General features: G+C 65.7%; 20 protein-coding genes and 3 tRNA genes. 15 read left to right on the plus strand and 8 right to left on the minus strand.

The genetic code is table 11. From position 1 onward, the window contains the following. Positions 1-46 precede the first annotated feature (46 nt). The 3 genes from dnaG to AC5RUO_RS11070 all read left to right on the plus strand — a co-directional run bounded on the left by dnaG (position 47) and on the right by AC5RUO_RS11070 (position 2,341). Positions 47-1,972: a DNA primase gene (gene dnaG, locus AC5RUO_RS11060; protein ID WP_494010501.1), complete on the plus strand. Its 1,926-nt coding sequence runs from the start codon at positions 47-49 to the stop codon at positions 1,970-1,972. Between the two features lie 78 nt (positions 1,973-2,050). Next, a tRNA-Asn gene (locus tag AC5RUO_RS11065) sits at positions 2,051-2,123 on the plus strand. 145 nt (positions 2,124-2,268) lie between these two features. Beyond that, a tRNA-Asn gene (locus AC5RUO_RS11070) sits at positions 2,269-2,341 on the plus strand. Between the two features lie 54 nt (positions 2,342-2,395). On the opposite strand, the gene AC5RUO_RS11075 is transcribed toward AC5RUO_RS11070, so the two are convergent. The 3 genes from AC5RUO_RS11075 to AC5RUO_RS11085 form a co-directional block, all read right to left on the minus strand. Then, positions 2,396-2,803 (minus strand): hypothetical protein, encoded by a 408-nt coding sequence (locus AC5RUO_RS11075; protein WP_494010500.1) that lies wholly within the window; start codon positions 2,801-2,803, stop codon positions 2,396-2,398. A gap of 102 nt (positions 2,804-2,905) precedes the next feature. Then, complete coding sequence (locus AC5RUO_RS11080; protein WP_494010499.1) at positions 2,906-3,085, minus strand: YMGG-like glycine zipper-containing protein; 180 nt, start codon at positions 3,083-3,085, stop codon at positions 2,906-2,908. A 58-nt stretch (positions 3,086-3,143) separates the two neighbouring features. Beyond that, on the minus strand, positions 3,144-4,367 hold the full coding sequence (locus AC5RUO_RS11085) for a multidrug effflux MFS transporter (RefSeq protein ID WP_494010498.1): 1,224 nt from the start codon (positions 4,365-4,367) through the stop codon (positions 3,144-3,146). 174 nt (positions 4,368-4,541) lie between these two features. On the opposite strand from AC5RUO_RS11085, the gene AC5RUO_RS11090 reads away from it, so the two are divergent. The 6 genes from AC5RUO_RS11090 to AC5RUO_RS11115 all read left to right on the plus strand — a co-directional run bounded on the left by AC5RUO_RS11090 (position 4,542) and on the right by AC5RUO_RS11115 (position 9,799). Further along, positions 4,542-5,396 carry a phage holin family protein gene (locus tag AC5RUO_RS11090; RefSeq protein WP_494103529.1) on the plus strand — a complete coding sequence of 285 codons (855 nt, stop codon included), beginning with the start codon at positions 4,542-4,544 and terminating at the stop codon, positions 5,394-5,396. Positions 5,397-5,484: 88 nt separating this feature from the next. Next, entirely contained in the window at positions 5,485-6,108 is a 624-nt protein-coding gene (locus AC5RUO_RS11095) for a CDP-alcohol phosphatidyltransferase family protein (RefSeq protein ID WP_494103530.1), read from the plus strand. Then, entirely contained in the window at positions 6,108-7,016 is a 909-nt protein-coding gene (locus AC5RUO_RS11100; RefSeq protein ID WP_494010495.1) for a DMT family transporter, read from the plus strand. The genes AC5RUO_RS11095 and AC5RUO_RS11100 overlap by 1 nt, the downstream gene beginning before the upstream one ends. 110 nt (positions 7,017-7,126) lie before the next feature. Continuing rightward, positions 7,127-8,323, plus strand: a complete 1,197-nt coding sequence (locus tag AC5RUO_RS11105; protein ID WP_494010494.1) for a glycosyltransferase — start codon at positions 7,127-7,129, stop codon at positions 8,321-8,323. Positions 8,324-8,396: 73 nt separating this feature from the next. Further along, a tRNA-Ile gene (locus AC5RUO_RS11110) sits at positions 8,397-8,470 on the plus strand. A 138-nt stretch (positions 8,471-8,608) separates the two neighbouring features. Next, on the plus strand, positions 8,609-9,799 hold the full coding sequence (locus AC5RUO_RS11115) for an acyl-CoA dehydrogenase family protein (protein ID WP_494103531.1): 1,191 nt from the start codon (positions 8,609-8,611) through the stop codon (positions 9,797-9,799). Positions 9,800-9,844: 45 nt separating this feature from the next. Here the strand turns inward: AC5RUO_RS11115 and AC5RUO_RS11120 are convergent, their stop codons facing one another. After that, positions 9,845-10,423 (minus strand): M23 family metallopeptidase, encoded by a 579-nt coding sequence (locus AC5RUO_RS11120; protein ID WP_494103532.1) that lies wholly within the window; start codon positions 10,421-10,423, stop codon positions 9,845-9,847. Positions 10,424-10,873: 450 nt separating this feature from the next. Between AC5RUO_RS11120 and rpsB the strand changes: the two genes are divergently transcribed. The 6 genes from rpsB (at position 10,874) to AC5RUO_RS11150 (ending at position 15,828) form a co-directional block, all read left to right on the plus strand. Then, the gene (gene rpsB, locus AC5RUO_RS11125; RefSeq protein WP_009357887.1) at positions 10,874-11,725 is read left to right on the plus strand and encodes a 30S ribosomal protein S2; all 852 of its coding nucleotides are present in this window, start codon (positions 10,874-10,876) and stop codon (positions 11,723-11,725) included. 127 nt (positions 11,726-11,852) lie between these two features. Continuing rightward, the gene (tsf, locus tag AC5RUO_RS11130; RefSeq protein WP_142044739.1) at positions 11,853-12,689 is read left to right on the plus strand and encodes a translation elongation factor Ts; all 837 of its coding nucleotides are present in this window, start codon (positions 11,853-11,855) and stop codon (positions 12,687-12,689) included. Between the two features lie 134 nt (positions 12,690-12,823). Further along, positions 12,824-13,561, plus strand: coding sequence for a UMP kinase (gene pyrH, locus AC5RUO_RS11135; protein ID WP_009357885.1), 738 nt, complete (start codon positions 12,824-12,826; stop codon positions 13,559-13,561). Between the two features lie 127 nt (positions 13,562-13,688). Further along, entirely contained in the window at positions 13,689-14,246 is a 558-nt protein-coding gene (gene frr / locus AC5RUO_RS11140) for a ribosome recycling factor (protein WP_009357884.1), read from the plus strand. Further along, positions 14,246-15,169: a phosphatidate cytidylyltransferase gene (locus AC5RUO_RS11145; protein WP_494010491.1), complete on the plus strand. Its 924-nt coding sequence runs from the start codon at positions 14,246-14,248 to the stop codon at positions 15,167-15,169. Before frr ends, AC5RUO_RS11145 begins: the two co-directional genes overlap by 1 nt. A 74-nt stretch (positions 15,170-15,243) precedes the next feature. Further along, entirely contained in the window at positions 15,244-15,828 is a 585-nt protein-coding gene (locus AC5RUO_RS11150) for a DivIVA domain-containing protein (RefSeq protein ID WP_494051535.1), read from the plus strand. A 15-nt stretch (positions 15,829-15,843) separates the two neighbouring features. Here the strand turns inward: AC5RUO_RS11150 and AC5RUO_RS11155 are convergent, their stop codons facing one another. The 4 genes from AC5RUO_RS11155 to AC5RUO_RS11170 all read right to left on the minus strand — a co-directional run bounded on the left by AC5RUO_RS11155 (position 15,844) and on the right by AC5RUO_RS11170 (position 19,149). Then, positions 15,844-16,533, minus strand: coding sequence for a hypothetical protein (locus AC5RUO_RS11155; protein WP_494103533.1), 690 nt, complete (start codon positions 16,531-16,533; stop codon positions 15,844-15,846). 18 nt (positions 16,534-16,551) lie between these two features. Then, the gene (locus AC5RUO_RS11160; protein WP_494010489.1) at positions 16,552-18,018 is read right to left on the minus strand and encodes a sodium/solute symporter; all 1,467 of its coding nucleotides are present in this window, start codon (positions 18,016-18,018) and stop codon (positions 16,552-16,554) included. Between the two features lie 67 nt (positions 18,019-18,085). After that, complete coding sequence (locus AC5RUO_RS11165; RefSeq protein ID WP_494010488.1) at positions 18,086-18,436, minus strand: DUF485 domain-containing protein; 351 nt, start codon at positions 18,434-18,436, stop codon at positions 18,086-18,088. Next, complete coding sequence (locus AC5RUO_RS11170; protein ID WP_494010487.1) at positions 18,433-19,149, minus strand: LytR/AlgR family response regulator transcription factor; 717 nt, start codon at positions 19,147-19,149, stop codon at positions 18,433-18,435. Before AC5RUO_RS11170 ends, AC5RUO_RS11165 begins: the two co-directional genes overlap by 4 nt. Between the last annotated feature and the right edge of the window lie 32 nt (positions 19,150-19,181).

A 19,181-nucleotide genomic window follows, 5' to 3' on the forward strand; every position in this document is an offset into this window, starting at 1 on the left:
TCATGACCTGCCAGCCGCCGTCGTACCCCAACACTAGGATTAGTCTGTGGCCGGCCTGATCAAACGCGAAGATATTGACGAAGTACGCCAGCGCACGGACATCAAGGAAGTTGTTGACGGCTACGTCACGCTTAAAGGCGCCGGGCTGGGGACCTTCAAGGGCCTGTGCCCGTTTCATGACGAGCGCTCGCCGTCGTTCACTGTCCGGCCCCAGGTGGGCCGCTACCACTGCTTCGGCTGCGGCGAGGACGGCGACGTCATCGCCTTCGTCCAAAAGCAGGACCACAGCTCGTTCCAGGAGGCCGTCGAGAAACTCGCGGCCCGCATCGGCTACGAGCTGCGGTATGAGGACGGCGGCACCGGCCCCAACCGGGAGGAAGTGGGCCGCCGGCAGCGGCTGCTGGACGCCCACAAGATCGCGGACGAATTCTTCCGCGCCCAGCTGCTGACTCCCGGGGCGGCGGAGGCGCGGACCTTCCTGCATGGCCGCGGCTTTGACCGCGCGGCGGCGGAGCATTTCGGCTGCGGCTACGCGCCGCAAGGCTGGGACGCGCTCCTCAAGCACCTCCGCGGGCGTGGCTTCACCGACGCCGAGCTGAAGCTCACCGGCATGTTTTCCGAAGGCAACCGGGGCATTTACGACCGTTTCCGCGGCCGCCTGATCTGGCCTATCCGGGACATCGCCGGGGACACCATCGGCTTCGGCGCGCGCAAGCTCTACGAGGACGACCAGGGCCCCAAGTACCTCAACACCCCGGAAACGGCGCTGTACAAGAAGTCGCAGGTCCTCTACGGCATCGACCTCGGCAAACGCAGCATCGCGAAGGACCGCCAGCTGGTGGTAGTCGAGGGCTACACCGATGTGATGGCGTGCCACCTGGCAGGAATCACGACGGCGGTGGCCACCTGCGGCACCGCGTTCGGCACCGAACACATCAAGATCGCCCGCCGGCTGCTGTCTGATGACGGCACGGGGGGAGAGGTGATTTTCTGCTTCGACGGCGACGCCGCGGGCCAGAAGGCCGCGCTGCGGGCCTTTGAGGAGGACCAGCGCTTCACCGCCCAGACCTACGTGGCCGTGGAGCCCACCGGCGCCGACCCCTGCGACCTGCGCCAAAGCAAGGGCGACGAGGCGGTGCACGCCCTGGTGCAGTCCCGCCGGCCGCTGTTCGAATTCGCCATCCGCGCCACGCTGAAGCAGTTCAACCTGGACACGGTGGAAGGCCGCGTGCAGGGCCTGAAGGCCTCCGTGCCCGTGGTGGCGGCCATCCGCGACGCGTCCACCCGCACCGGCTACTGCCAGGCGCTCACGGGCTGGCTGGGCATGCCTGACCCCAACGAGGTGCTGCGGCTGGTGAATGCAGCGGTTAAGCGTGGAGACACCGGACGCCCGCCCGCACCCGGTTCCCAGCCCCAGGGCCAGCAGCCGGCCCCCGCTCCGGCCGGTGGGCCGGGCGTGGCAGCGGGCCCGGCGTCGGGAGCCGTGCCGTCCTTCCACCGGCCGGACCCCCGCGACCCCGTGGCCTCCATGGAGCGCCAGGCACTCGAGGTGGCCCTCCAGATGCCGTCCCTGCTGGAAGGCGGCATGTGGGACCGGTTCGCCGCTGCCAGGTTCGCCACCCCGGCCTTTCAGGCCGTCCACGACGCCATGCGTGCCACCGGGCCGGGCCTGGTGGTGGATCCCGTGCGGTGGGTGGAGCACGTGATGCATGAGGTGCCGGAACCGCTGCGGCCGCTGGTATCCGAGCTGGCTGTGGTGCCGCTGCCCGCGAGCACGGAGGAAGCGGTGCAGAAGTACTGCCGGGACATCCTGTCCCGCCTGTTCGAGCTGCAGATCACCCGGGTCAAGGCGGACAAGATGGGCCAGCTGCAGCGGCTGGACCCGGCAGCGGATCCGGAAACCTACCAGCGGCTCAACCGGGAACTGCTGATGCTGGAAATGGAGCGCCGGTCCCTGCGTGCCGAGGCGTAGCCTGGCCCGCCCGGCAGGGGCCCGGTTTCCCGATTTCGTTTCCCGGGCAGGTGTTTGCTAGGCTAATACCCGCTTCATTCCTCCTTAGCTCAATTGGCAGAGCATTCGACTGTTAATCGAAGGGTTGCTGGTTCAAGTCCAGCAGGAGGAGCTTCCAATCCCCGTTCCGGTCTTCCGGAGCGGGGATTTTTGTTGTCCGGCGGGCTGCTGTGCGTCCGGGGGCAACCCCTTTTGCCGCTGAAATCCGCCGATTTCACTTTCGCCGGACACCTTTGCTAATGTCATACCTGCTTCATTCCTCCTTAGCTCAATTGGCAGAGCATTCGACTGTTAATCGAAGGGTTGCTGGTTCAAGTCCAGCAGGAGGAGCTTCACCAAAAAGTCCCCGTCCTTCCAGCTGGAAGGACGGGGACTTTTTCATGTTCAGACGAAATCCATTTCCACCTGCAGGAACCTCTCGGCCTCGGCGATGGCGGCCTCGAAGGCTTCCTTTTCCGTAGGGGACCGGCGCGGCTGCCGCGGGCTCCATTCATGCGAGGCCGAGTGGATCCGGACGAATCCGGTGTCCGGCGGCGCGTAGAAGATCCCGAACCGCTGCACGGGCCATTCCGGGGAGGTTTCCGGGGCCACCAGCAGGGCCGCCTTGAACGCGGGGTTGAACCATTGGGCAATCGGCCGGCGCCGGTCCTCGGTAAAGAGGCCAGCCGCGTACAGTGCAGCAGACTGCTGTCCCATCTGGGCGCGCAGCCGCTCCCACCACAATGGCAGAATCCCGGCGTCGCACCGTTGCCATGTGGCCGGAAGTGGCGGTTGATCCTGCCAGCTGGGCACGGACACATTTTATCGCGGGAGGGGCGCAGCGGGGGCAGATTCCGGAGACAAGGCAGGCCAGGCGGCTCCCGGCTAGGGCTGGTCCCGGTCCCGGTCCCGGTCCTAGTCCCGGCGCCAAGGGCCCGGGTTCACCCGGTACAGCAGCGCCGCGCCCGCCACAGCGCCCAGCGCGATGCCCATGGCGGGGATGCCCAGGGCACGCCCTGCCACATAGCCCACGACGGCGCCCAGCACCGCGCCGAGGAAGAGCCCGCGTCCATTGCGCTGCGGCTTGCGGGTCATGGCTTCTTCCCTCCGGGTGCTTGCCGGGGCTGGTCAGTGGAACAGTCCATGGAGTGCATCAGTGGATTGACGGGACCGTGCGCGGGCGGACCACCAGCCAGAGGGCCGCGATGGCCAGCAGGATGCAGGCTGCCTGGACTGCCCCCATGGGCGTGGCGCTGGTGATGCCCAGCCAGCCCACCACCGGCGAAATGAGGCCGGCGATCATGAAGGTGGCTGCACCCAGGAGGGACGCCGCAGTGCCTGCCTGGGAGGCATGGCTGGCCAGGGCAAGGACCTGGACGCAGGGGAACATGAATCCGGTGCCCATGATGTAGAACCACAGCGGGACCATGACGCCCCACAGGCCAAGGCCCAGCTGGTCGAACAGCACGATCAGCATGGCCATGAAGAACAGCCAGGCCGTGGCCCCGGCCAGGATCCACTGCGGGGGAACCCGGCGGATCAGACGCGAGCTGGTTTGCACTCCGGCCACGATGCCCAGGGAGTTGATGCCGAACAGCAGGCCGTACTCCTGGGCCGAGAACCCGAACACGTCCTGGAACAGGAAGGGTGAGGCCGAGAGGTACGTGAAGAGCCCGCCGAAATTAAGCCCCGCCACCATGAGCAGGCCCACGAAGATCCGGTCGCTGAAGAGCACGCGGTAACGCTGCCGGACGGTCATACCGCTCTGGCCGCGCTTTTCCCGGGGGAGGGTCTCGCGGACAAGGAACAGGGCGGCGACAATGACCACGGTGCCGTAGGAGGCAAGGAACACGAAGATCCCGGGCCACTCCATCACCAGCAGCAGTTGCGATCCGATGACCGGTGCGAGGATCGGCGCCAGGCCGTTGACCAGGCTCATCCGGGAGAACATCCGCACCATCGCATACCCGGAGAAGAGGTCACGCACCATGGCCATCGCAACCACGCCGCCACCGGCAGCGCCGACGCCCATCAGTACCCGGAAGATGCCCAGCGTGGTGATGTCCGTGGACAGGGCCGCCCCCAGTGACGCGGCGATGTGCAGGGCCGTGGCCAGGATCAGCGGATACCTTCGGCCGAACTTGTCGCTGAACGGGCCCACTACCAGCTGCCCGAAGGCAAAGCCCACGGTCGTCCCGGCCAGGGTCAGCTGGACCTGAGCCTCGGTAACCCCAAGGCTCGCCTCCAGGGCGGGAAACGCCGGCAGGTAGAGGTCGATCGTGAACGGACCCAGGGCCGTCAGCGCACCGAGAAGGAGGATGTACAGAAGCTTCCGGCGTCGGCTCAGCAAATCGCCCGGATTGGAGGGAATGGTCACGGATGTCAATCCTAGGCCCGGCGGGCCGGGCTTTTCAGCGTTGTAGGCCGCGCCGTCCGGCAAGCCCCGAAGTTCGCCCTGAACCTGAATGGTAGTTTTGTGCCGGGGACTGTGCCGAGCACTTTCCTGCAGGATACGGAAGCCGGATCGAACAAAACCAGTAAGGCGGAACCGATGAGCGGACGTCACAGCGGGGGCACCAGCCCCGGATTGCGCATCACCGCGCTGCCCAGGACGCTAAAACTCCTCTTCCGGCTGGCCCCGCGCCAGCTGAACGACGAGATCGCCTTCGCCAAGTTCGAACTCAAGCGCAAGGGCGTCCAGGTGGGCGTCGCTGCCGCCTTCTTCGCCGTGGCACTGGTCTTCCTGGCATTCCTGGTGATCGGGCTCATCGTGGCGGCCATCATGGGACTGGCCACCATCATGCCCGCCTGGCTGGCGGCTTTGCTGGTATCCGCGGCGTTCCTGCTGATAGCGCTCATCGGCGGCCTGATCGGCCTGCGCAAGTTCAAGAAGGCCATGCCCCTGCTTCCGGAAGAAACAATTCGGGGCATTAAGCACGACGTCGGCGTCGCCAGGGAAGGTTCCGCCTTCAACGCCGCGGTCCTCGACCCGGACAGCCCCGAGGCAAAAGCTGCCAAGGCTGCCAAGGAGCAGGCGGCCGCCAAGGCCAAGGCCGAGAAGGCGGCAAAGGCGGCCGAGCACGACAAGGAATTCCCGCACGCTTCCGAACCGGAGCTGGCGCGCCGCCTCAACCAGCGCCGCCACCACCTCACCGAGGCCCGCGACGAGCTCGGCAGCCAACTGGACGTCAAAACGCAGGCGCAGTACCTGCTCGCCGCAGCCCAGGGCAAGGTCCGGGAGGGCCAGGCACTCGCCCTCCGCGCCAAGGATTCCGCGGGCGCAAGGCTGGCCGCGCTCTCCGGCTCCACGGAGGGACTGCAAATGCGCTGGAAGCCGCTGGCGGCACTGGCGGCCGCGGGGACGGTCCTGCTGGTCCTGCTCCGGAAGCTGATCCGGACGTACTAGCAGCCGGCCCACCGGCCATTGATCGCCGGCACGCTTGCCGGCCACGACAAGACCGCGCCAACCAAGCGCAGGAAGGGAAGGGGGACGGGTGAAATTTATCGGTGCCGGCGCCCGTCCCGGACGCCCGCAGGTTGACCATGACCTTGTGTTCACCATCCCCAACCTGCTCACCGTGGTGCGGTTCATGGGGGTTCCGCTCTTCATCTGGCTGGTCCTGGCACAGAAGGAATACGGCGCCGGAGTAGTTGTCCTCGCCGTCATGGCAGGCACCGACTGGATCGATGGCTACATCGCCCGCCGCTTCGACCAGGCTTCGAAGCTGGGCCGTGTCCTGGACCCCATCGCCGACCGGCTTGCCCTGATCGCCGTAGCGGTCACGCTGGTGATTGCCGGCGTCGTCCATTGGCTGTATCTGGCAGCGCTGGTGGTTCCGGACGCCGTCCTGCTTGTCCTGACGCTCTCGTTCTTCGGCGGCCACCCCGACCTTCCGGTCAGCGTGGTGGGCAAAGTGCGGACCGGGCTGCTTCTCCTGGGGACGCCGATGCTGGTTCTTTCAAAGCTGGATACCGGATTCTCGGACGGGTTGTTCGTGGCCGCCTGGATTGTGCTGGGCCTCGGTCTGATCGGCCACTGGGTCGCGGCCTACAACTACTTTTGGGCCATCCTGCGGAAAGGCAGAATGCAGCAGCATCACGACGGCGGGACCACCTGATGGTCTGGGTGGCCGTTCTGCTTGCACTGCTTGGAGCCTTCTGCCTCGCCCTGGGTGCCCAGCGGCAGGGCAGCGCCGTCAAGGCAGACACCGGGGGGTTGGCACTCAGCTCGAACAGCTTCCTCCGCCTGCTCAGGAACCCGCGGTGGGTGTTCGGCCTCCTGCTGCTGTGCGCTGGCATGGCCATGAACGCAGTGGCGCTCGTGTCCGCCCCGCTCACTGTCGTCCAGCCAATCGGCGCCATCGCCCTCGTCATCACAACCATCATCAATGCCAAGGACCAAGACCTGACCATTAACCGGGCAACGGTAGTGGCCATTGCCGCTTGCGTGACCGGGTCTGCGCTCTTTGTCCTCCTGGCGGTCACCGTCACCCAGGAAAACCACCACGTAAGCCTTGACGCCGAACTCACCATCGTGCTGTTGCTGGCCCTCGCCGTTGGACTCTTCGGCACATTGGCCGTCATGTTCAAGCACCGGATAAACGCTTTCGTCTATATCCTTGGTGCCGGCGTCCTCTTTGGATTCGTGGCCGTCCTCACCCGCATCATTGGCAAACACCTTTTGGATCCCAACGGGTTGTTCCTGCTGAACGTGCAGTGGTATTCGGTAGTGGCCCTCATCGCCGCAGGAGGGCTGGGGTCATGGTTTGTCCAAAGCGCCTACTCCTCGGGTCCGCCAGACCTCGTGATCGCGGGCCTCACAGTGATCGATCCTCTTGTGGGGATAGCCATCGGGATCGTCATCCTCGGCGAACTCCGGCCCGATGTGCATGCCGTTATGGCGATTGCCATGGGAACCGCAGCTTCCCTTGCTATCGTTGGGGTTATCGCCCTTTCCCGCCACCATCCCGAGGTCACCAAGCGCAAGAAGGACGCGCGGAAGACCGCGGGCAGGCCCTCCCACTAGCCCGTTCCACTACAGATCCAGCAAAGTCCACGAAGCCGGGCAGAACCACGCCGGGCCAGCCGTGCTGCCAGTCATCGCTGTCCGCACCGTGACCATCAGGAGTTTTCCACGTGACCACGCCAGCCGACCAGCCGCCACTGACCATCCTGATCGCCGCGGACACCTATCCCCCCCACGTCAACGGCGCAGCCCAGTTCGGCTATCGCCTGGCCAAGGGCATGACCGGCCGGGGCCACAACGTGCACGTGCTGGCCTGCCGGGACGGCAAGGGGAAGAGCTTCACGGAGTTCCGTGAGGAGGCGACGGTGCACCGGCTCCGCTCCCACGCCGCCCCCACCCATGAATACTTCCGCATCTGCTTCCCTTGGGAAATCAAGAAGGAAATCAGCCTGCTGTTCGACCGCGTGAAGCCCGACGTGGTCCATATCCAGAGCCACTACATGATCGGCGAGCACGTTCTGTACGAGGCCGTGAAGCGCGGTGTGCGGATCGTGGCCACCAACCACTTCATGCCGGAAAACCTCAACCCGTTCCTGCCATTTCCGCAGTGGTTCAAGGACATCATCGGCCGCATCTCCTGGAAGGACATGGGCAAGGTGATGGGCCAGGCGGACGTGATTACCACCCCCACGCCGCTCGCGGCCAAGGCCATGCACGAGCATGCGTTCCTTCGCAAGGTCCTGCCGCTGTCCAACGGCATCGACTCCGCCGCCTACGAGCTGCAGCCGGGCGAGCTGATCGAGCCGCACCCGCACCCCACCGTGATGTTCGCCGGCCGGCTCGCGGAGGAAAAACACGTCGACGTCCTCATCCGGGCCATCGGCAAGACCCCGCCGGAACTGAACGTGCACCTGGAGATTGTGGGCGGCGGCGAAGTCCGGACCGCACTGGAGGAACTGGTGCAGCGGCTGGGCCTGGGCAGCCGGGTGAAGTTCCTGGGCCTGGTCAGCGACGAGGACCTGCGGAAGGCCTATATCAAGGCAGATCTTTTCTGCATGCCGGGCACTGCTGAGCTGCAGTCGCTGGTGACCCTCGAGGCCATGTCCGCCTCCACCCCGGTGGTGCTGGCGGACGCCATGGCGCTGCCGCACCTGGTGCGCGACGGCGAAAACGGCTACCTCTTCACCCCCAATGACAGCGATGACCTGGCCAAGAAGATCACCCAGATCCTCCAGCTGCCCAAGGACCAGCAGGAGGCCATGGGCAGGGCAAGCCGGGCGATGGTGGAACCGCATAGCATCCAGGGCACCCTGCAGACCTTCGAAGACCTCTACCGTGGCGCGGGTTACGAGGACAAGGTGGTCTAAAACCCCTTCCAGGTTTTGCTAGAGTGTTTTTGCCCTGCCGCCGCAGTTCGTTTTCGCTGTGGCCGGGCGGCACGGGGCTATAGCTCAGCTGGTTAGAGCGCGGGACTCATAATCCTAAGGTCCTCGGTTCAAGTCCGAGTAGCCCTACTCCTGAAACCGCGGCCGACGATTCTCGTCGGCCGCGGTTTCCTTTGTTAAGCGCCTGATGTGCGGTATGTTACTGACCAGTAACTTACTCCTCTCCGCTGTGGAGAGTACCGGCCGCTGAACACCTGGAGGGCAACCATGTCCACGCCTGCTGCAGACCCCTTTGACCTTCCCTACGCCGACGGCGACTTCTACGCCTTTGAGCAGCTGCTCACCGCCAAGGAGCAGGACCGGCTGGCCGAAGTCCGGGACTTCCTGGCGCGGGAAGTGCGGCCGATCGCCGTGGACTTCTGGAACCGTGGCGAGTTCCCGATGAACCTCATTCCCAAGCTCGCCGAGCTTGACCTGGTCAGCCCGGTCCGGCGGCAGGGCTGCTCCAACCTGTTCGCCGGCCTGCTCCATGCCGAAGTAACACGCGCCGATGCCTCTATCGCCACCTTCATGGGCGTTCACGACGGGCTGTTTATCGGGTCCATCGAAACCCTTGCCTCGCAGGAGCAGAAGGACGCGTGGCTTCCCGATATTTACGCCCTGAAGAAAATCGGAGCATTCGGGCTCACCGAGCCGCTGGGCGGAAGCGACGTTGCCGGCGGTACGCGGACCACCGCCCGGCGGGACGGCGGCAACTGGATCCTCAACGGGGCCAAGCGCTGGATCGGCAACGCCACCTTCTCCGACTGGGTAGTGGTCTACGCCCGCGACGTGGACAACAACCAGGTCAAGGGCTTCCTGGTGGATACCGCACTCCCGGGGTTCAGCGCGGAAAAGATTGAGAACAAGATCTCCCTCCGCACCGTCCAAAACGCCGACATCACCCTGGACAACGTGGTGGTGCCCGGCTTCTTCAAGCTGGAGCACGCCAACAGTTTCCGCGACGTCAACAAAGTCCTCAAAGTCACCCGCCTCGGTGTCGCCTGGCAGGCGGTGGGCCAGCAGCTGGCCACCTTCGATGTCGCCCGACGCTACGCGGTGGAGCGGCACCAGTTCGGCCGGCCGCTGGCGTCCTTCCAGCTGGTGCAGAGCCAGCTGGTCACGATCCTCGGCAACGCCGTCAGCTCCATGGGAATGATGGTGCGGCTCTCGCAGCTCGAAGACGCCGGGATGGCCAGGGACGAGCAGTCCGCCCTGGCCAAGGCCTTCACCACGGAGCGGATGCGGGACAGCGCGGCCATCGGCCGGAGCGTCCTGGGCGGCAACGGCATCGTGACGGACTACGCGATGGCGAAGATCTTTGCCGACGCCGAGGCCATCTACTCCTATGAGGGAACCGCCGAAATCAACACCCTGGTCACCGGCCGGGCCATCACCGGCATCTCGGCCATCGTTTGAGCGACTGTCTTCTGTCTCCGGTCGCCGTTGTGTGATCTCGCTTCACTAGGGTGGCCCGCCCAGTGGCAGGAGGATGGAAGGCCTCAGGTCCATGACGAACTGCAGGGGATTGACGTAATCGTCGCCCCGACGCACGCCCCAATGGATGCAGGCTGCAGTTCCGCAATGGCCGGGAAGTGCCGTGCCCACAACCTGGCCGGCCTCAACCGCGGCCCCGGCCGCGAGGGTGCTCTCAACCGGTTCGAAGCTGCTCCGCAGTCCGTTCCCGTGGTCGATGGTGATCACGGGACGGTCAACCACGACGCCCACGAAGCTGACCGTACCGGCTGCCGGAGAGATAACCGCCATACCGTCATGCGCTGCCGCGAGGTCCACGCCCCTGTGCCCGCTCAGCCATGGCTTCGGTGGAGGATCGAAATCCCGCAGCACCCGCGGCCGGGGCGCCATCGGCCACTGCCAGGAGGGTGCCGCAACATCGGGGCCAATGTCCTCGGCCGTCGTCGTCCCCGCAGTCGTCCCCGCCGGGGCCGAAAGGGGAGCGGGGCTGAACGGCGGGGGTTGTGCTGCGGACCCCACCGAAGCGGGGAGCATCAGCAGTGCGGCCAGGAGAAGCTGGGGTTTCATGGGGCCAGCATGCGCCCGGAAAAGCGGGGCCGGCAGGCACGGCGGGACCTATGTGGATAAGCCGTTCCTGCCCGCCGCTGCTGTCCGGCGGAAGCGGGTCCCTGTAGTACACTTGGTGGAGCAGTTTGCTGCGCCCTCAACGCTTCCCGTAACAGTGGATCACCCCTGCGGTGCATTTGCCTGTCCGGATTGCGTCGGCACGCCCCATTCAGGAGTGTGGGGGAACGGCAGCTGACTACGCGCATCCAGCCCTCCACAAGGTGAAAGCTCCAGCCCAGCCTTCAGAGGATCATGCCTCCTGCGGTCCGTGCCCTACAGCGCGGATGGGAAGCGTGATGGATGCCAGGAGCACGGCCCAGCCCCGGGCCACGCTAAATCAACCGTCAACTATTGGCAGGGTAAGAAGCCTGAGGGCTCTCTCATGAATGACCTGCCGGAAGGAGCGTCGGCATGCCCGTCGTAACCATGCGCCAGCTGCTTGACAGCGGCGTCCACTTTGGACACCAGACCCGCCGTTGGAACCCGAAGATGAAGCGCTTCATCTTCACCGAGCGCAACGGCATCTACATCATCGACCTGCAGCAGTCGCTGTCCTACATCGACCGCGCCTACGAGTTCGTCAAGGCCACTGTTGCCCACGGCGGCACCGTGCTCTTCGTCGGCACCAAGAAGCAGGCCCAGGAAGCAATTGCCGAGCAGGCAACCCGCGTTGGTCAGCCCTACGTCAACCAGCGCTGGCTCGGCGGTATGCTTACCAACTTCCAGACCGTCGCCAAGCGCATCCAGCGCATGAAGGAACTCGAAGAGATCGACTTCGACGACGTCGCCGGTTCCGCGTACACCAAGAAGGAGCTGCTGCTCCTCAAGCGCGAACTCACCAAGCTCGAGTCCAACCTCGGCGGTATCCGCAACCTCACCAAGGCACCGTCCCTGCTCTGGGTCGTGGACACCAAGAAGGAACACCTCGCCGTTGACGAGGCCAAGAAGCTGAACATCCCGGTTGTGGCCATCCTGGACACCAACTGCGATCCGGACGAAGTCGACTTCCCGATCCCGGGCAACGACGACGCCATCCGCTCCGTGAACCTCCTGACCCGCGTTGTTGCCGACGCTGTTGCCGAGGGCCTCATCGCCCGCAACAACCGCGGCTCGGGTGCTGCCGAAGCTCCGGAAGAGCCGCTGGCCGAGTGGGAGCGCGAACTCCTCGAAGGCAGCAAGGCCGAAGAGGCTGCTGCCCCTGCCGCGGCAGAAGAAGCTGAAGCTCCGGCTGCTGCCGAAGCTCCCGCCGACGACGCCAAGTAAGACAACTAAATCCGGATTCTCCGCGCTGCCTGCAGCCGGATCTGCTGACAGGATGGCCGCCCATGAAGATGGGCAGCCGTCCTGTCGGTCCGTACACCACAACAAATTTCTAGACAGAGGGGTTCACATGGCGAACTACACTGCCGCGGACATCAAGGCCCTGCGCGAGCGCACCGGCGCCGGCATGATGGACGTCAAGAAGGCTCTTGACGAAGCCAACGGCGACGCCGAGAAGGCCATCGAAATCATCCGCATCAAGGGCCTCAAGGGCGCCACCAAGCGTGAAGGCCGCTCCACCGCCGAAGGCCTCGTGGCTGCCAAGGTCAGCAACGGCGTCGGCGTTATGATCGAGGTCAACTGCGAGACCGACTTCGTTGCCAAGGCTGACAAGTTCATCCAGCTGGCTGACAAGGTCCTGGCCGTTGCCGTCGAGTCCGGCGCTGCCGACCTGGAGACCCTGCTCGCCACCGAGGTCGACGGCAAGCCGCTGTCCGAGGTCGTCGTCGAAGAAGGCGCCGTCCTGGGCGAGAAGGTTGTTGTCCGCCGAATCTCCCGCGTTGAGGGTGCCACGGTTGACGCTTACCTGCACAAGACCTCCAAGGACCTGCCCGCCCAGGTTGGCGTGCTGTTCGCAGTCGACGGTGAAGGCGAAGCCGCTGCCACTGCCGCCCACGACGTTGCCGTGCACATTGCCGCGATGGCCCCGAACTACCTGACCCGCGACGACGTTCCGTCCGAGCTGGTGGAGTCCGAGCGCCGCATCGCCGAAGAAACCGCCAAGGCCGAAGGCAAGCCCGAAGCCGCCCTCACCAAGATCGTGGAAGGCCGCGTGACCGGCTTCTACAAGGGCGAGGTCCTGGTTGACCAGGCATTCGCGAAGGACGCCAAGAAGTCCGTGGCACAGGTCCTCGAAGAGGCCGGTGTCAAGGGAACCGCGTTCACGCGTTTCCGCGTCGGCTCCTAGTCGAAACTGCAAGGGGGTGGCCACTTCGGTGGCCGCCCCTTTTGCATGCACCCGATCTGTGCGAACCGCCGCCGGTATCGACCTTTGGTACCGGCAGGATAACCTTTTTTCAGAGTCATCAACGGGAAGGCATCATGGAAGCCGTCAACACTGTAATCCAGCCAGAGAAAAGCAGGCGCCGGGTCCTCCTGAAGCTTTCCGGCGAGGTCTTCGGCGGCGGGAAACTGGGCGTCGACCCCGAAACCGTCCGCGACGTCGCCAAGCAGATCGCGGCGGCCGTCCCCGAGGTTGAAGTGGCCATCGTGGTTGGCGGCGGCAACTTCTTCCGCGGCGCCGAACTGTCCCAGAGCGGCATGGACCGCTCCCGCGCCGACTACATGGGCATGCTGGGAACCGTCATGAACTGCCTGGCCCTCCAGGACTTCCTGGAACAGGCCGGCGTGGAGACCCGTGTCCAGAGCGCCATCACCATGGGCCAGGTGGCCGAGGCCTACATTCCCCGCCGCGCCATCCGGCACATGGAAAAGGGCCGCGTGGTGATCTTCGGCGCCGGAGCGGGCCTGCCCTACTTCTCCACCGATACCGTTGCCGCGCAGCGTGCGCTCGAGGTCCACGCCGACGTCGTCCTGATGGCCAAGAGTGGAGTGGACGCCGTATACACCGCCGATCCCAAGAAGGACCCCTCTGCCGAGCGGCTTGAAACGCTCAGCTACGACGATGCGCTCCGCCGCGACATCCGTGTCATGGACCAGACGGCCATGACCATGTGCAAGGACAACAACCTCTCCATGGTGGTGTTCGGCATGGAAGGTGAAGGCAACGTCACCCGCGCCATCCTCGGCGAAAAGCTGGGCACGCTGGTCACTGCCTAGCTGCCGCTAGGATGTTTTCAGGAAAGTTCCGCCCCCCGCTTTCCAGAGCGGGGGACGGAAACAGCAACCGAGAACCACGTGCACGGAGCCGGCGCCCCGGACTGCACCACAACCGTCAGGAGAGACCGTGATAGAAGAAACCTTGCTCGAAGCCGAAGAGAAGATGGACAAGGCTGTAGAAGTGGCTAAGGAAGACTTCGCCGCCGTCCGCACCGGCCGGGCCAACCCGGGACTCTACAACAAGGTCCTGGTGGACTACTACGGTTCCCCCACGCCGCTGCAGCAGCTGGCCTCGTTCGCCATCCCGGACGCACGGACCATCCTGATCACCCCGTTCGACAAGACCGCGATGCGAGATATCGAACGCGCGCTGAGCGACTCCGAGGTAGGCGCCAACCCGTCCAACGACGGCAACGTCATCCGGATCACCATTCCGGAACTGACCAAGGAACGCCGCAAGGAATACGTCAAGATCGTCAAGACCAAGGGCGAAGACGCCAAGATCTCCATCCGCAACATCCGGCGCAAGGCCAAGGAAACCCTGGACCGGCTGGTCAAGGACGGCGAGGCCGGCGAGGACGAGGGCACCCGCGCCGAGAAGGAACTGGACAGCATCACCAAGGCCCACGTGGATGGCATCGACGAGCTTCTGAAGCGCAAGGAAGCAGAGCTGCTCGAAGTCTAATGGGCCAGGCAGATCAGGCCCCCGCACCACGGGCACGCACACGGGGGAAGCAGCCCAGGAGCAATCCGACGCCGAAGGCCGGCCGCAACCTGCCGGCCGCCGTCGTGGTGGGCCTTGCCATGCTCTTTGCGGTGCTGGGCGGACTCCTGTTCCTCCCGCTCGCCTTCGTTGCCGTCACCACAGCCTTCGCCGTCTTCGGCGTCTGGGAAATCTATCGGGCGCTGGAAGCCAACGGAACCAGGATGCCCATCGTGCCGGTTATGACCGGCACGGTGGCCATGCCGTTCGTGGCCTACTTCGGCGGTATCGAAAGCCTGCTGTTCGGCATGCTGCTCAGTTCTGTCGCCGTGCTCCTGTGGCGGTCCATCGAAAGCGCAGCAGGCTCGGCCAACAGTATCTTTGCCGGCGTCTTCACCCTGGGCTGGGTCCCGTTCTTCATCAGCTTCGCGGCGCTGCCGCTGCACGCCACCGGCGGGGCCTCCCCGCTGGGGTTCTGGCCCGGTGGGACCATTCCCGAAGGGGCGTGGCAGGTGGCGGTGATGCTCCTGCTGGTCGTGTCCAACGACACCTTCGGTTACCTGGTGGGTGCATCCCTGGGGAAACATCCCATGGCGCCCAAGATCAGCCCGAAGAAGTCCTGGGAGGGATTCGCCGGTTCGGTGGGCGGCGCCGTGCTCATCGGCATCCTTGCCTGCTTGTTCATCCTCGACAAGCCCTGGTGGGTGGGGGTGGTGCTGGCGGTCGGTACCGTGGCCGCTTCCACGGCCGGCGACCTCGCCGAATCCATGGTCAAGCGCGAACTGGGCGTCAAGGACATGAGCAGCATCCTGCCCGGGCATGGTGGAGTCATGGACAGGCTCGACTCCATCGTGTTTGCATCCCCTGTTGTCTTTGTCCTTTACGGACTGGTCGCCGGAGCCTGACACACACCCGGCCGGCCCGGCACCTCTAAACTGGTGCAGCGGCGCTACGGCCGAAGAGCATTGAAGGAATCACAGTGGCATTGGACATTCATCGGCAGATCCCCGGGTCCTTTGAGCGCGTGCAGCGCAGCGAGTACGGGTACAACGCCAGGCAGGTTGACCAGTTCCTGCAGCGCGCGCGGGTTTCCCTGGAAACCCCCGAAGCCGCAACCCATCCCGTCAACAGTGCCGACGTCCGGGCTGTCTCCTTTGATCCGGTCAAGGGCGGCTACTCGGCCGCGGTGGTGGACGCTGCCCTGGACCGGCTTGAGGACGCCTTCGCCAGGAGGGAACGGGATGAACTGATTGCAGCCCAGGGCGAGGAAGCCTGGCTGCGGGAGATCGGGAACCTTTCCGGGATCCTCCGCGGGCGGTTGCACCGGCCCGACGGCGAGCGTTTCCGCCGCCCAGCCAGGAAGAAGGCGCGCAGCTACAATACGGCAGACGTGGACCGCTTGTGCCGGGAACTCGTGGCGTACCTGGAACAGGACAAGCCGCTGAGCGTGGACAGCGTCCGACGGGCGGTATTCCGGCCCGCCGTCGGCCGCGAAGGCTACGAGGAAGCCCAGGTGGATGCGTTCCTGGACCGGGTCGTCGAACTGATGGCTGCGATCGACTGACCCGGCCGGCGAGGCTCAGCTTTCGCCCGGCGGGGTGGGGGACAGCGGCGTGAACCTTCGCCAGATTCCGGCGTAGCTGCGGTAGCCGTAGACGGACCACGCAATCACGAACGCGACGGCGCAGATTGCACCCACGATGATCGCCGCCGTCATCCCTGCCCCGAACAGCGTGAGCAGCAGCCCGGACAGGATGGCAATCAGGGCCGCGTTGGCGGTGGTCATGAAGATCATGCTGCTCCCGGCCACATGGCTGAACGCACTGCGGTTTCCGAAAAAGAAGTAGGTGCGCGCCGAACCGGCCTCGTCGTCGTGGTGTGCCGCCAGGAGGTACGGCGCCACGCCGGGGTCGAGGTCAACGTAGGCGGCCCGGAGCCTGTTCATGGCGGTCACGTACATGAGGTCTTCGTTGCCGACGTTCATCACCCGGACCTGGGTGAGCAGGCCCATGGCCACGTCGATGAAGAGGACAATCACGGCCAGCAGGACGAACGCATCCGAAAACCTGGTGGCGTGGCCCACCAGGGCCACGCTGACAATACTCGCCGAGGTGAACGTCAGGAACATGCTGATCCTGGTGAGGACCTCGCTTTGGGTGGTGCTGCGGGATGCCAGCAGGCCCCAGTGCTCGGTGGCGAGCAACTGCGCACGCACCGCCGGAGGCACCGGCTCCTGCCGGCCTAACGGACTTCCGCCGTCAGTGGACATGGCGTCATTGTCCACCCATCAGCGTTCCGTGGCCAGCGGCCGCTCCGGGGTGTGCAGGCGGGTCATGACCCGTGCCATGGTCTTCGGTACCCGCCGGGCAGTGGCGAGTGAAACAACCACCATCACCGCGAAGGCTGCGGGGACGCTCCACGCAGCCGGCTGTGCCAGCCAGCCCGGGGTATTCCCGGCCCCTGCCACCGCGCTGGTGATCATGGCCCCGCCGCACAGAAGCCCGCCGGTCACCATCCCGGCGATGGCGCCGGCGTCGGTCAGGCCCCGCCACCATATGCCCAGGAGCAGGACGGGACAAACGGTGGAGGCGGTAAAGGCAAATACCAGGCCTACGCTGCCGGCCAGGGTGAAGGAATCGGTCACGAAGGCAAATCCCAGCGGCACGACGGCGGACACCACCGCCGCGAGCCGGAACCCGTTGACGCCACCGCCCAGGACGTCCTGGCTGATCACGCCGGCCAGGGAGACCACCAGGCCCGACGTGGTGGACAGGAACGCGGCGAAAGCGCCGGCCACCACCAGCGCCGAGAGCAGTTCCCCGGCCGTTCCGCCCACCAGTTTTCCCGGGAGCAGGAGCACCACTGCGTCGGCCTGGCCGGAACGGGCCAGGTCCGGGGCAAACATTCGTGCCACCAGACCGCAGGCGGTGGGAAACAGATAGAAGACGGAGAGCAGCCCCAGGACGATCAGGGTGGTCCGCCGCGCGGACTGACCATCCGGGTTGGTGTAGAACCGGACCAGCACGTGCGGCAGCCCCAGCGTGCCGAACAGCAGGGCCACCATCAGGGAAACGCCCTGGTAGAGCCCTGCAGGGGGTGCACCGGTGGGATTGACCGCGGGCGGCGACAGCTCGGGGGTGCCGTTGCCGGCGAGTATGAACATGATGAACAGCACGGGCACCGCCAGGGCTGTCAGCTTCAGCCAGTACTGGAACGCCTGGACGAACGTGATGGAGCGCATCCCGCCAGCCACCACCGTGAGGCAGACGACCACCACCACAGCCAAGGAACCCACCCACGACGGCAGGCCGGTGGTGATCCGGATGGTCAGGGCGGCGCCCTGCAGCTGCGGGACGATGTAGAGCCAGCCCACCAGCACCACCACCAGGCTGGTGACCTTGCGGACGGCCCGCGAGTCCAGCCTGGCCTCGGTGAAATCAGGAATCGTGAACGCGCCGGAGCGCCGCAGCGGCGCCGCCACGAACAGCAGCAGCATCAGGTACCCCGCCGTGTATCCCACCGGAAACCACAGCGCGTCGGTACCGGACAGCAGGATGAGTCCGGCCACACCCAGGAAACTCGCGGCGGACAGGTACTCGCCGCCAATGGCCGAGGCATTCCACCAGGGGCGCACGGTCCGTGATGCCACGTAGAAGTCGCCGGTGGTGCGGGAGATCCGCAGGCCGTAGAAGCCGATCACCGCTGTGGCCACGGAAACCACGGCCAGGGCGGTGATCGCCACGCCGGGATTCACTGCGGCGTCACCTTGCCCCGCCCGACCGCACCCTGGTCACCGGCACGATGCTCGTTGGGCACCGCGCTCACTGGTCACCGGCCAGGTCGCGGTAGCGGGCCTCGTTGCGGGCGGCAGTCCGGATGTACAGCCACGCGCTGAGCCCGATCACGGGGTAGATTCCCACCCCCAGCAGGAGCCAGCCGAACGGGATCCCCGCCACGCGGGCTTCGGACAGGCCCGGGACTGTTGCCAGGAGCAGCGGAAACGCGGCAAGGATCAGCAGGAAGCCGAAGGCCACTACCAGGGCCAGCCGCAGCTGCGACCTGATCAGGGACCGGACGAAAACCTGGCCCACGTCCGATTCCAGCGCGGCTTCGCGGCTCTCCTGCGCGGCCCGGGCCGCGGTGGCGGGAGCGGTCACGCGCACCCTGGTCATGCGCTGGGCCTGATCCGGGTGGCCTCAAGCTTTTCCCGCACCAGGGGCAGGTGTCGCCGGCTGATCGGAAGGCTGGCCCCTGCCACCGTGACGCAGGGACCGTCGGCCGCAAGCTTCATGGAGGTGACGTGCTTGAGTGACACCAGGTAGGAACGGTGTGTACGGATAAAACCGGCTTCCGCCCACTGCTGCTCAAGATCGGCCAGCGGGACCCGGATGAGGTAGCTGGCGTCGGCTGTGTGGAGCCGGGCATAGTCTCCCTGCGCCTGCACGTGCGTGACGTCGTCGCGCCTGATCATTTTGGTGGTTCCGCCCTGGTCCACCGTGATCATCTCCGGCGAGCCGCCGCCGTCGCGCAGCTCTGCGATCCGGCCCACCGACCGGGCCAGGCGCTCTGCCCGGATGGGCTTGAGGAGGTAGTCGACGGCGGCGAGTTCGAAGGCCGCCAGGGCGTGCTCCTCGTCCGCGGTGACAAACACTACCGCCGGCGGATTGCTGCTCGTGGAAATGGCGCGGGCGACGTCCAGTCCGGAGACGGCCGGCATATGGATGTCCAGGAAGACGGCGTCCACGGACCCGGTGGACAAGGCCCGCAGGGCTTCGGTCCCGGAGGTCGCGCGGAGGATTTTGCCGATCCTGGCGTCCCTGCCCAGCAGGAAAGCGAGTTCTTCCACGGCGGGCAGCTCATCATCAACGACGAGGACGTTAATCATCCTCCTAGGGTAGCTTTCCGGCGGCGCGAGCC

The sequence above is a fragment of the Arthrobacter sp. Y3221087 genome, assembly GCF_059089905.1.